The organism is Rhizobium sp. Rhizsp42 (genome assembly GCF_047304155.1).
Lineage (GTDB): Bacteria > Pseudomonadota > Alphaproteobacteria > Rhizobiales > Rhizobiaceae > Rhizobium.
The window spans coordinates 197,548-210,618 of the sequence record NZ_JBGLYS010000006.1 but is presented as its reverse complement, the minus strand read 5'-3'; the positions used below and the strand labels follow the sequence as shown (position 1 = coordinate 210,618).

The following is a 13,071-nucleotide window of genomic DNA, read 5'->3' as shown; positions in this document are numbered from 1 at the left end:
CTCCCCTCCGGCCGGCCCCTACCGCCCCGAGGCCTCACCAACACTCACACACAAAAAAAACACCACACAAACCACCCCCCCCCCCCCGCCCCCCCCCCCCCCCCCCCCGCTTCCCTATGGTGAACACCCGATCCACGCATCCTGTCACAGAGTGCGGATCGGGCGTTCTAGCGCTTCCTTTGCCCCCAGAAGCGCTGTAGCTCGACTATTCGCGCTCGCCTGTGAAGTTGAGCAGCAACTGGAAGATGTTCACGAAGTTCAGGTAGAGCGAGAGAGCGCCGAAGACGGCAAGCTTCTGGTTCGATTCCTGATCGTAGTTCTCCGAATACTGTTCCTTGATGTTCTGCGTGTCGTAGGCGGTGAGGCCAACGAAGACGACGATACCGATGACCGAGATCGCGAACTGCAGAGCGCTCGAACCAAGGAAAATGTTGACCACGCTGGCAATCACCACGCCGATCAGGCCCATCATCAGGAACGAGCCCATGCGGGACAGGTCACGCTTGGTCACGTAGCCATAGAGGCTGGTCGAGCCGAACATGGTGGCGGCGATGAAGAAGGTGCGTGCGATGCTGGTGCCGGTGAAGACCAGGAACACCGAGGCCATCGACAGGCCCATGACGGCACAAAAGGCCCAGAAAGTCATCTGTGCTGCGCTTGCCGACATCGTCTGGATCTTGAACGAGAAGAAGAAGACGAAGGCGAGCGGCGCCAGCATGACCACCCACTTGAGCGGCGACTGGAAGATCGGCACGTAAAGCGCCGGCGTCGAGCCAACGATGAACGCGACGCTGCCGGTAATGACAAGGCCGATGCCCATGTAGTTGTAGACGCGCAGCATGTGCTGGCGAAGACCCTCGTCGAACATGGCCTGCGAGCCAACGGCCGCACCGTAACGCTGCTGATTGATTGGGTTCATTGAGATCTCCTCGAGTGAACTAGTAAAGGGTACGGGCGAGCCCATCGGCTGCCTGATCCAGTGAGATGGAGCGATCCGCAGTCACCAGCGCGTAAGCGACGTCACCGATCTGCCAATAGGCGGCCTCGGCGCCATCGAGCGCGATATGGTTGACCGACTGAACGGAGAAGACGCCCGGACGAACGGCAAACAGCGACAGCTGCTTCTTTTCGGCCGTGATCGACATTTCGACGCTCGGGCCGAACTCGGACGGGAATATCTGTACGTCCGAAATCGTCCAGTCGCGCGGGAGCTGCGGCATGACGATGCCGGTCGCGGCGCGAATTTCATCCGGCTTGTAGCCTTCCGCCGGCTGCGACGAGACGGACTGGCGCACCAAGGCCGTCTTGTAGGCCTGAACGGCCTCTTCGACATAGGCGGGCGCCGGAACGGACGCTGCCACCTCGGTTGCGGTAAACGCGCCGAACGAAGTGTGCGCTACCCAGCCGGCCGCCACCATGACGCCGACGGCAGCAACCCGCTGCACCGCGTGGAAGATGCGGCCATAGGCAAGCCCGCGCTCAAGACGGCGCGCAAGATCGCGCGTTTCCGCCCGGCCGGAGGCGCCTTCGTGAGCGAGCGCAAGGCGCAACTCGCCGCGCATGCTCAGATCCGCCATCACCTTGGCGGCCGTTTCAGGATTTTCGGAAAGATAGGATTCCACCTGGATACGGCGTGTCACATCGAGTTCGCCATCGACATAGGCATCGAGATCGGCGTCGATAATGGGATCAACTGCTTTCATTGCCGCCTCCTTCGATCAATCTCAAATGTGGTGCGCGCGGTGTCGCTTCTTCAATTTCGCGCAACTGGGCGCGAGCGCGCGAAATGCGCGACATCAATGTACCGATCGGAACGCCGAGCGCTGCAGCAGCTTCCTGATAGGAGAGGTCTTCAATCGCCACGAGATGGAGGGCCTCGCGCTGCTCCTCCGGCAAGCGGAAGAAAGCGTTACGCACCTGCTGCAGACGCACGGCATGTTCCTGCGCGGCTGGCAAGGACTGCTCGGCCTCTACGGCGGCCTCATCATGCCGTCGTGTCAGCGATCGCCCCTGTCGGACGCGGTCGATGTGAGCGTTATGCACGATCGAGAGCAACCACGTACGCAAGTTACCGCCGCTGCGGAAGCTCTGCTTCTTCTCGTATGCCCGGACCAGGGCATCATGAACCAGATCTTCGGCGTCATCCGAGTTGCGCACCAGGGAGCGCGCGTAGCGCCGAAGCGCTGCGAGCTGACCGATGACATCGAATGGGCGTTCTTTCCGTTCCATGATTGAGTATACGAAGCCGCGCGTTGTTTTATTCCCCGCGGCCGCGATTTTTTCTGCTTTTTCGTCATCCAGCGAACGACGCCGCAGAACGCACGCGAAATATCACATGGAAATCATGACTTTAAGCATTGCTCGGAGATGCCGCCCATGCGCGCAAATCGTCAGGCATGCTGTTCGTCCGACAGTTCCTCGAGGATGGGACAGTCCGGCCGGTCATTACCGTGACAGGCGTGGACCAGATGCTCAAGTGTGTGCCGGAGTTCGCTGAGCTCGCGGATCTTGCGGTCGATCTCGGTGAGCTTGGCCTGGGTCAACTCCTTCACGTCGGCGCTGGCCCGGCTCTTGTCCTCGTAGAGCGCCAGCAGCTGCCGGCACTCCTCCACAGAGAAGCCGAGCCCGCGCGACTTCTGCAGGAAGCGCAGCTTGTGAACGTCGGCGACCGCGTAGTCGCGGTAGCCGTTGTCGTTTCTATCAGGGCGGATGAGGCCGATATCCTCGTAGTACCGGATGGTCTTCGATGGCAGGCCGGAGCGTGCCGATGCTTCACCGATATTCATGGCGACCTCCTAGAGCTTGGCGGCGCGCAGCCGCAGCGCGTTGCCGATGACCGAGACGGACGACAGGCTCATCGCCGCCGCCGCAATCATCGGCGACAGCAACAGGCCGAAAACCGGATAGAGCACGCCGGCGGCGAGCGGAACGCCGAGCGCATTGTAGCCGAAGGCGAAGCCGAGGTTCTGGCGAATATTGCGCATCGTCGCCTCGGCCAGACGCCGCGCCCTGACGATGCCGTTGAGATCGCCCTTGACCAGGGTGATGCCGGCGCTCTCCATCGCGACATCGGCACCCGTGCCCATGGCGATGCCGACATCGGCCGCGGCCAGCGCCGGTGCATCGTTGACGCCATCGCCGGCCATGGCGACCACCGCCCCCTTGGCATGCAGCTCATCGATCAGCGCTTTCTTGCCCTCGGGCAGAATATCGGCGCGCACATCGTCGATCCCCAGGCTCCTGGCGACCGAGCGCGCCGTGCGCTCATTGTCGCCCGTCGCCATGATGATCCTCAACCCGCTCGCATGCAGCGCCTTGATCGCGGCGGCTGTTGTCGGCTTGATGCGGTCGGCGACGGCCACCAGCCCGGCGATGCGCTGGTCGACGACGACGAACATCACCGTCTTGCCTTCGTCCCGCAACGATTGCAGCTGCCCACCATGGCCGGCGACGTCGATGCCGAGATCGGCCATCATCGCCGCGTTGCCAAGCGCCACCGCCGTCTCGCCGATATTCCCGCGCACGCCTTTGCCCGTTGCCGCCTCAAAGCCCGTGATATCGGCCAAGGCGGTCCCCCGCTCTTCCGCCCCCGACACGATAGCGGCCGCCAAAGGATGCTCCGATCCGCGCTCCAAGCTGGCGGCAAGCTGCAGGAGCTGGTCATCCGCCACGTCGCCGAGCGCCACGACATCCGTCAGCCGGGGCTTTCCTTCGGTGAGCGTGCCCGTCTTGTCGACAATCAGCGTATCGACTCTCGAAAGACGCTCCAGCGCTTCCGCATCCTTGATCAGCACGCCTTCGTGGGCACCGCGACCTGTTGCGATCATGATCGACATCGGCGTGGCAAGCCCCAATGCGCAGGGGCAGGCGATGATGAGGACGGAAACGGCGGCGAGCAGCGCGTGAACCATGCGCGGCTCGGGACCGACGAGAGCCCAGATCGCAAACGCAGCAATCGCAGCGGCGACAACGGCCGGGACGAAGAAGGCCGAGACGCGATCGACGGCGCCCTGGATCGGCGCGCGCGAGCGCTGCGCCGTGGCGACCATCTCCACGATGCGCGACAGCGTGGTCTCCGCACCGACTTTTTCGGCGGTCATGACCAGCATGCCGTTCTTGTTGATCGTACCTCCAGTCAGAGTATCGCCCACAGCCTTTTCGACGGGCATCGGTTCACCCGTCAGCATGGATTCGTCGATCGTCGACTGCCCCTCGCTGACCATCCCATCGACAGGAACCCGCTCGCCCGGCCGAACGCGCAGACGATCTCCAACCACGATATCGTCGACCGGCACATCGGCCTCGCTGCCATCGCGACCGATACGCCTTGCGGTCTTCGGCGCGAGATCGAGCAGTGCGCGAATGGCCGAGCCGGTCCGCTCGCGCGCCTTCAACTCCAGCACCTGTCCAACGAAAACCAGAGCCACGATAACGGCCGCCGCCTCGAAATAAACAGGCACGGCGCCGCCATGCCCACGGAACGTATGTGGGAAGATGCCCGGCGCCAGCGTGGCGACCAGACTATAGATGTAAGCCGTCCCGACACCGAGGCCGATCAGCGTCCACATATTCGGGCTGCGATTGACAAGCGACGCCCAGGCACGGCGGAAGAACGGGAGTGCCGCCCAGAGTACCACGGGTGTCGCGAGAACAAGTTCGGCCCAGGTCGCAAGCGGTTCGCCGAGCCAATCGCGCACAGGCAGGCCGACCATCGGCCCCATGGTGATGACAAGCAGCGGAACCGAGAGAATGCCGCTGATCCAGAGGCGGCGCGTGAAATCGACCAACTCCGGATTCGGGCCTTCATCCATGGGCGGGATGCCCATCGGCTCCAGCGCCATGCCGCATTTGGGGCAATCGGCCGGATGATCGCTGATCACCTCAGGATGCATCGGGCAGGTATATTGCGTCCCCTTCGGAGCAGGCTTTGGTTGCGGCTTGTTGCCGTCGCGATAATCCGCCGGCGCTGCCTCGAATTTCGTCTTGCAGCCGGCCGAGCAGAAATAGTGCTTCTCGCCTTCATGCCGCAAGAAGTGCTTGGCCGTCGCACGATCGACGCTCATGCCGCAGACCGGGTCTTTTGCCGTCAGATAATCCTGCCGCGCGGCCTCGAATTTAGTGCGGCAGCCCTCACAGCAAAAGAAATAGCGCCGCCCTTCATGCTCAAGCGACGGCTTGCCGGCGGCGGGATCAACCGTCATGCCGCAGACAGGGTCGCGGACCACGCCGTCATCCGCTGGATGATGGTGGTGGTCGCTGTTGCCGTGGTGATGTGCGTGGGTGCTGTCCATTTGTATCTCCTTTGCCTGACAAGGCAGTGGAGATGCTTATCAACCTTCCAGCGACTGGAAGGTCAAGCGCAAAATGCACGTGTCTTGACGGCGGTCAAAACCGGCTCAATCGATGAACACGCCGACACTTGCAGCGCGGCCCATCGCATCGATGACCGTCAGCTTGGAATAGCCACCGCCATCGGGCGTCCATTGGTTGGTGCGCCGCCGCGACAAGTCGGGCAGAGGTTTGCCGTTGGCGAGCCACCGGAAGGGCGCGCGACCACCCTGCAACTTCAGCATCAGCGGCGAGAGCTCGCCGCCCTTTGCCAGGCCTTGGGCGCCAAGATCGACATGCGCTCCTTCAGGCGGATAGACGATCTGCGGCGCCGGCTCACGGCCTGAGGTGGCCAGCAATCCGCTGGGATTGATGGCAAAGCGGCGCTGGCTGATCGGCAGCTGAGCCTGCGCGATGCGCACGGCGCCTGACGGTGGGCGCGGCAGCGGCGTCGTCGCGATACCCGACTTGGCGAAACCCTCGAACAGGATCGGCGCGGCCGTGCCATAACCGGTCAGCCCGGGTGAGGCGCCGTTATCCGGGCGACCGACCCAGACGCCGAGGACATAGCGACCATCATAACCAACCGACCAGGCATCACGGTATCCATAGCTCGTGCCGGTCTTGTAGGCGATGCCGCGCTGCGGCGCGCCGGCGGGCGGGATGACGCCAGAGAGAATATCGGCGACATTCCACACCGCGACCGGCTCCAGCAGCGCCTCACCTTCGATCTCTCCGGGCTTTCCGGATATGCCATCACCGATCCGAACCGCCTGCCCTTTATTGGCGAGCGCGGTATAGAGCTGCACCAGATCCTTGAGCGTGAGGCCGACGCCGCCAAGCCCGATCGCTAGCCCCGGCGTTTCGTTCGCCGGCAGCAGCGGGCGCACCTCCGCGCGGCGGAAGCGGATGAGGAGCTTGGCCGGGTTGACGGCATCGAGCAGCTTGACGGCGGGAACATTAAGCGAGAGCTGCAGCGCGTCGCGCACCGTCACGTCTCCCTGGTAGCTCATATCGAAATTGCGCGGGCGGTAGCCGAAGAAATCCGCGGGCCGATCCTCGATGATCGTCTCCTGGCTGACCAATCCCTCCTCGAAGGCGAGACCATAGATGAACGGCTTTAGCGTGGAGCCCGGCGAGCGCGGGACGCGCGTCATGTCGATCCAGCCGGATCGGCCGGCGTCGAAATAATCGGCGGAGCCGACTTCGCCGACAATATCGCCAGTCTGAGCATCCGCCATCACCATCGCCAGCGACAGTTTCGGGCCCAGCTTCAGCGCGGCCGCCTTGGCGACGGTCTCCAGCCCCTCCTGCACGCGCTTCTTCAGCGTGGTCTGGTACGGCGACGCATCGGGTGCCTTGCGCAGCGCGGCTTCGCCTACATGGGCAGCCAGCGCCGGTAGTTGCATGCGTTTTGCCGGCACAAGCGTCGCCTCGGCGCGCTCAGCCTCCCCTTCCCCAATAGCGTCTACGACCGCCACGCGCTCCAGGACGCGCTTGCGCGCCGCCTCGGCGGCCTTCAGGTTGCGATCGGGACGGCGCTTTTCGGGAAGCTGCGGCAATGCCACGAGGAGCGCTGCCTGCGCCACCGTCAGCCGCTTCGGCTCCTTGCCGAAATAGGCAAGGCTGGCAGCCCGGACGCCCTCCAGATTGCCGCCATAGGGCGCATGGGTCAGATAGAGGTCGAGGATCTCATCCTTGGACAGGCGTCGCTCGATCTGGATCGCGCGCACCACCTGCAGCAGCTTTGCCGAAAGCGATCGCCCCTGACGCGGCTCGATCAGCCGCGCGACCTGCATCGACAAGGTCGAAGCACCGGACACGATGCGACCGTTAGTGACGAGCTGCAAGGCGGCGCGGCCGATCGCACGCGGATCGATGCCGCCATGCTCGTAAAAACGCCGATCCTCATAGGCGACCAGCATGCGCAGGAATTGCGGATCGACATCGCCGACATCAGTCTTCAGACGCCAGCGCCCCTCCGGTGTCGCGAAGGCGCGCAGAAGCTCTCCGTCGGCATCAAGCACCTCGGCGGATACGCGCGCCTTGTCGAGCGGCGGCGGAAATGCCTTGTCCGCCGCGTCGAGCCCGATCAGCCCGGCGCCGGCAATTGCCACCGCCGCTACGACGCTGATCGCGATTTTCCGCCTCAGTCTCATGGCTGTGCTGCCACGACCTCCATCTTGCCGGTTGCTGTCCGCGCCGAAAGCTGCGGCCGGTACATGTCCTCGACGTTCGCCGCCGGGTGATCGTAGACGCCGGGTGTCACGGCGCGCACGACGTAGGCGACGTTGATCTCCCTGTTGTCATCGGCGCTGCGATTGAAGGCGGCGACGAAGCGATCGTTGCGGAACTCGGTATGCGCGGCCGTCACATCGCCGATCCAATCGAAGTTGGTCAGCTGCGCGCTGTCGACCAGGCTCGGATTGTCGATCTGGAAGCCGGCCGGCAGCAGGTCGGTGATGACGATGCGCGACGGCCATTTGTTGCTCTCGGTGACATGCAGCACGACGACATAGCGCTCGTTCTGCTTCGCCTCCGAGACATTCGCTTCCTCGCCGTCCAGCGTGTAGTAGCTGCGCTCGATGGCAAAGCCATCGCCGCCTGCCGGCAGCGGCGTCACCGGTGCGGCAACGGTCGTGACAACAGCCGAAACGGCATCGCTCGTCTGGTTGGTCAGCGTCAGCGCGTGATCGGCCAACGCCTCGCCGTTCATTCGTGCCATGTAGGCGCCGTTGTGCAGCGCCCCGTTGACGTCGATCTTCAGCGAGTCGTCGCCCCCTTGGATGGCGCGGGCGGCCAGCAGCATCCAGGCCTGTTCCTGGGTGCTGGTGTACTTGCTGCGCTCCCACTCCTTGGCCACGGCCTTCGCCAGCTCCGGCACGATCGGCGGCACCGGCCGGCTTTCGGCGGCGAGCGCGAGAATGGCGGCGCCGTCTCGGAGCACCGAGCCGTAGTCGGTGCGCGACAGGTTCACCTTCGTGACCATCGACTGGGCCGACATCTGCAGCGCATCGACGAAGATGTTCTTCGACCGCGTCGCATCGCCGTAAAGCGCCAGCGCGGCCGCGATATGGGCCTTGGCGAGCGGCGTCGGGAAGTCGTTGATCATCGTGTCCGCATAGTAGCGCAGATCGCTGATCGCGGCCTTCTTGTTGCGCGCGAGCACATAGAGCGCATAGGCGATCTGGTCGCCCTGATCCTTGACGTTAACGTCGTAGCTCAAGGCGTTCTGCAGGTTCTCCAGCGCCTGTGCGAGCGCGCGATCCGGCACGTCGTATTTCTGCTCGCGAGCCCGCGTCAGGAAATCGGTGACGTAGGAGTCGAGCCAGAGATCGCCGCTATCCGGCCCCCACAGGCCGAAGCTGCCGGCGGATGCCTGGTAAGACAAGACGCGGTAAATGGCGTCCTGCACGCGCTTCTTGATATCGGCATCGCCATCAAGCCCGGCCTGCTCGGCAAGCTCGCTCAGATAGAGCAGCGGCAGAGCCCGGCTGGTTGTCTGTTCGGCGCAGCCGAAGGGATAGCGATCGAGCGACATCAGCAAGGCCGGAATATCGAAGGCAGCCGAGCGCGTGACGTTGACGCTGACCGACGCGCCCGGAAGAACGCTATCGGCCAGAAGCGCCTTGTCGATCGTCAGCTTCGCGCCCGGCTTCAGCGCCAGCACGCGACGCTCGGTGACCGGCAACACCGCGGGCCGGACGGGGACATCGAGGCTCTGGTCGAGCGATAGGCCGGATGCATCCGACAGATTGATCGAAACAATACCGTTGCCCGACTGAAGACCGGTCACGGCGAGCGTCACCGCCTGTTTCGCGCCGGCATCCAGACGGATCGTCTGCGTGGCCTTGTCGATGCCGACGGCGTCATTGCCTGTGACGGCAAGCTTGTAGTCACCGGCGGGAGCATCGGTATTGGCGATATCAAGGCGCAGTTCGGACTTGTCCCCCGGCGCCAGGAAGCGCGGCAGGCTGGCTGTGACGACAACGGGATCGCGAATGATCACGTCCTGCGTCGCATGGCCGACACCGGACTTGGACCAGGCGACCGCCATCAGGCGCGCCGTGCCGTTGAACTGAGGAATGTCGAAGCTCACATGCGCCTTGCCCTCGCCGTCCAGCTTCAGCGGACCGGAGAAGAAGGCGACGAGCTTTTGCGTCGGAGGGCTTGCCTGCAGCGCGATCGCGCCGCCATCGCCGCCAGTGCGCAGCTTGCCGGTGGCGCCGAGCGAACCGTCGATCAGCCGGCCATAGAGATCGCGAATCTCGAGACCGAGCTGGCGCTGGCCGAAATACCATTCTTCCGGGTTCGGCGGCTCATAGCGCGTCAGGTTGAGAATGCCGACATCGACGGCGGCAACGGTGACATACGCGTCCTCGTTTGCGCCGGCACCCGCAACGGCGAGCGTGATCGGCAGAGGGCCGCGCGGCAGCATCTTCTCAGGTGCGTCGATCTTGACCTGCAAGGCCCGATCCTCTGGATCGACCTTCAGCCATTTCACTCCGATCGCGCGCATCGGCATGTGACTGTCCTGGGCATCGCCCGGACGGAAAAGCGTCGCGGTCACATAGGCGCCCGCGCCCCAGTCGGCGGTAACGGGAATATCCACCTCGCCGCCTGTTTCGCCGATCGCCGCGTTCTGCACGGCAACCAGTGTCTCGGTGCCGGCCGCGATCATAAGTTCGCCGGCATAACGCGAGGAGACCTTCAGCTTCGCGGTCTCGCCGACCTTGTAGCTATCCTTGTCGAGCGCGATCTCCAGCCCATCGGGCGTTTCCGTGGATGTAGCCTGCACGAACCAGCCGGCGTCGAACTCCACGCTGGAGGTCGGGCCATCCGCGTCGGTGCTCTCGACCTCCAGGCGATACCGGCCCCATTGCACGGGCGAGGCGATCTTGGCGCCATCGATGCCGGCATCGACATTGCCGTTGCCCACCTGCTCGGCGGTATAAACAGGCTCGTATTTCCAGGCCGTGCCATCGCGATACCACTGATAATCGCGGTTGAGCTTGAAGAGCTTCCAGCGAAGCCCCTTCATCTCTTCTTTCGCACCATCGGCACTGACGCCGATGACGGTGAAGTTGGCGATCGAGTTCTCGCCAAGATCGCCCGAGAATTCCGGTTTGATACCGATCATCGGCCCCTGGTTCTGCACCGGCAGTACAAGCGAGCGCTCGATCGCGCGGCCTCCTGCTTCCTGCATTCTGATATAGACGGTCGCATTCAGAAGCTGCGTCGTTGCCGGCAGCTCGCCGACCGTCAGATCGGTGACGCCTTCGCCCTTTTCGTCGAGATCCGGCAGGCCCTCGATCGACTGGCGCGAATCCTCGCTCGCTTCTTCATCGGCAAGGCCGAAGAAATAGCCCGGAAACGCATCGGCCTGGCGTGTCGGCTTGATCACGACATCGCCTTCGAGCGTGAGCCCGGCGGCGGGTGCGCCATAAAGATACTTGCCGGTGATGTTGATCGTCGCCGGCGTGTCCGGGCCGATCACCTTCGCCTCGGTCTTCAGCTCCATGTCGGTCCGATCCGGCACGAAATCGTCGACCAGGAAGCTCTTGCTCGCGATCGGCGAACCCTTCGGATCGGTATGGATGTTCATCGTCCAGGTGCCGCGCATGGCGTTGTCCTGCACGGCGAAATCGACATTGTAGCCGCCAAGATTGCTGGTCTGGCTGACGATGCGGCGATCCTCCACACCATCAGGACGCATGAAGATGAAGGTCAGCGGCAGATTTTCGATCGCCTTGCCATCCGTATCGCGCGCCAGCGCAGAAGCATGAACTGTTTCGCCGACACGGTAGATGCCGCGCTCGGTGAATGTCAGCACGTCGATCGCGCCGGGCGACGCGCGGCCGGTTACGCCGCGGTCGGAGAGGTCAAAACCGGCCCGCGTCATGTCGAGGAAGACGTAGTCCGACGTTCCGTTCTTCGCCGTGATCACGGCGGGCGTCAGCGCCGATGTCCCGCGGATCAGGCCGGCGGTAAAGGTGGCGCGGCCATTGTCGTCGGTCGTGGCGGTGCCGAGCACCTCGTTATTCTTGGCGAGAAGCTGCAGTTCGACGCCGGCCATCGGCTTGGCTGATGCAAGCGAGCGGGCGAAGACATTGAGGCCGTCGGTCCCGGCATAGGTCGTCACGCCGATATCGGAGACCACGAACCACTGCGTCGCCTGCGAGTTCCATTCCTGGTCCGGCCCGGTCGGCGATGTGGCCGTCAGCACGTAGACGCCAGGCTTGCGCTCCGGCAGCGCCTCGTCGACGGGGAAGCTTGTGACGACGTCCTTGTTCAGATCATTGGCGATATCGATCGCGCCCTGCCAGACAAGCTCGCCGCTCTCGTCCTCGATCCGCTGCGCGCTATAGCCATCGAGCTGGGTGAGGAACTGCGAGCTGGTCAGCAACGGCGCGATGCCGCGATCGCCGATGCGGTAGAGCTTGAGGTTGGCCGAAGCCATATTGACCGAGACGATCGGGATGCCGCGACGGGCTGTCGATGGCAGCACGAAGCTGTCGCCGGTGAAGCGGACGCTTGCGGTGCGGTCCTTGACGTAGATATCGAGGCTGACCGGCGCCTCCAGAACCTCGTCGACCGACGAAGGAAGGCCAGTGCGGAAAGAGATCTTGTAGTTCTCACCATGCGTCAGGCCCTCGACGCAGATCTGTTTGTCCTTGGTCTCAAGCGCCTTCGGCGAGGCGCCATTGAGCGTCACGAAGGGGGTGTAGTCGGTGGTCTTGACCAACGATTCCGAGAAGGTGACGCAGGCGCGCGGCGTGGCGCTGTCGGCGTCGACCGTATGGTCGGTGATCCGGAAACCCTGCGTCGATTTCAGCTGCAGGTAGGCGGCCTGAACTTCCTTCGAATTCACCAGCGCCAGGCTTGCCTTGTAGGCATTGAGCGCGGCCCGGTAGTTCGCGTTCTTCTCCAGCGCCACCGCCAGAACCGCAAGCGCATCGGCTCGGCTGGTCGTCGTCCGCGTCAGGTCGTAGCCATTGATGGCGGCGAGCACGGCCTGGGCATAGATATCGCTGCCGTTATTGTCGTCGGTCTTGACGAAGCTATCGCCCGCGCGCGCCGTCTCCAGCCACAGGTCGGCATTGTCAGGCGTAAGCGCCAGCGCGCCCCGGAAGGACTTCAGGGCGTCGACGACGTTGTTGGCCGTGAGGTCGATCCGCGCATTGGCGATGAGGCTGTTGGCGGATTGGCCCTGCTGGTCATCGGCGAGTTCGAGATTGGCCTTGTCGTCGCGCGCCTGTTGCAGCACATCGCCCGAGAGGAAGCCGATGCGGGGTGCCGCCCCGAGATCCGGCTCCTGGCTGCCCACTGTCTCGACAATCTTGCCGGCGATGGCGCCTGGGAACGCATTCATCGTCTTGAAGTCGGATTTCAGGAAGCACCAGCTGGCCTTGGGGTTATAGGTGAAGGCCTTGCACGATTTGTCGCCGATGCACGATGCCTTGCACTGGTCGAGCGTGACATTCTGCTCGCTGCGCAGATCAAAACCGAAATAGTCGGCATCGCGCACGGTCTGCACCTGGCGCTTGCTGTCTGCCGAAAAGGCAGGTGAACCGATCAGAGCGGTTGAAAGAACAACGGTTACGGCTGTCAAGAACGCGCGTGCGAACATAGGTTCCCCCCAATATGCTGGCGCCTCATTTGGCGGCAACTCTCCCCACTCGCATCCCTGTTGTCAACTCGGATGGAGCGTCGCCCCGCAGTAAATCTCAATCGTGTTACAGC

General features: G+C 63.6%; 7 protein-coding genes. All 7 read right to left on the bottom strand.

Annotated features, from left to right (window positions below):
• Positions 1-205 precede the first annotated feature (205 nt).
• Positions 206-919: a Bax inhibitor-1/YccA family protein gene (locus ACCD05_RS09125; RefSeq protein WP_413392104.1), complete on the bottom strand. Its 714-nt coding sequence runs from the start codon at positions 917-919 to the stop codon at positions 206-208.
• Positions 920-938: 19 nt separating this feature from the next.
• Positions 939-1,703 (bottom strand): anti-sigma factor family protein, encoded by a 765-nt coding sequence (locus ACCD05_RS09120; protein ID WP_413392103.1) that lies wholly within the window; start codon positions 1,701-1,703, stop codon positions 939-941.
• A complete protein-coding gene (locus ACCD05_RS09115; RefSeq protein ID WP_047505082.1) occupies positions 1,690-2,229 on the bottom strand; it encodes a sigma-70 family RNA polymerase sigma factor in 540 nt (179 codons plus the stop codon). The genes ACCD05_RS09120 and ACCD05_RS09115 overlap by 14 nt, the downstream gene beginning before the upstream one ends.
• 161 nt (positions 2,230-2,390) lie before the next feature.
• On the bottom strand, positions 2,391-2,786 hold the full coding sequence (cueR, locus tag ACCD05_RS09110) for a Cu(I)-responsive transcriptional regulator (RefSeq protein WP_018896509.1): 396 nt from the start codon (positions 2,784-2,786) through the stop codon (positions 2,391-2,393).
• 9 nt (positions 2,787-2,795) lie between these two features.
• Positions 2,796-5,291, bottom strand: a complete 2,496-nt coding sequence (locus ACCD05_RS09105; protein WP_413392102.1) for a heavy metal translocating P-type ATPase — start codon at positions 5,289-5,291, stop codon at positions 2,796-2,798.
• A gap of 105 nt (positions 5,292-5,396) precedes the next feature.
• On the bottom strand, positions 5,397-7,487 hold the full coding sequence (pbpC, locus tag ACCD05_RS09100; protein ID WP_112949953.1) for a penicillin-binding protein 1C: 2,091 nt from the start codon (positions 7,485-7,487) through the stop codon (positions 5,397-5,399).
• Positions 7,484-12,958, bottom strand: a complete 5,475-nt coding sequence (locus ACCD05_RS09095; RefSeq protein WP_413392101.1) for an alpha-2-macroglobulin family protein — start codon at positions 12,956-12,958, stop codon at positions 7,484-7,486. The genes pbpC and ACCD05_RS09095 overlap by 4 nt, the downstream gene beginning before the upstream one ends.
• Between the last annotated feature and the right edge of the window lie 113 nt (positions 12,959-13,071).

Bases quoted from the DNA above. Each gene is read 5' to 3' on its own strand.
- ACCD05_RS09125 (WP_413392104.1), bottom strand. From the start codon at position 919: ATGAACCCAATCAATCAGCAGCGTTACGGTGCGGCCGTTGGCTCGCAG.
- ACCD05_RS09120 (WP_413392103.1), bottom strand. From the start codon at position 1,703: ATGAAAGCAGTTGATCCCATTATCGACGCCGATCTCGATGCCTATGTC.
- ACCD05_RS09115 (WP_047505082.1), bottom strand. From the start codon at position 2,229: ATGGAACGGAAAGAACGCCCATTCGATGTCATCGGTCAGCTCGCAGCG.
- cueR (WP_018896509.1), bottom strand. From the start codon at position 2,786: ATGAATATCGGTGAAGCATCGGCACGCTCCGGCCTGCCATCGAAGACC.
- ACCD05_RS09105 (WP_413392102.1), bottom strand. From the start codon at position 5,291: ATGGACAGCACCCACGCACATCACCACGGCAACAGCGACCACCACCAT.
- pbpC (WP_112949953.1), bottom strand. From the start codon at position 7,487: ATGAGACTGAGGCGGAAAATCGCGATCAGCGTCGTAGCGGCGGTGGCA.
- ACCD05_RS09095 (WP_413392101.1), bottom strand. From the start codon at position 12,958: ATGTTCGCACGCGCGTTCTTGACAGCCGTAACCGTTGTTCTTTCAACC.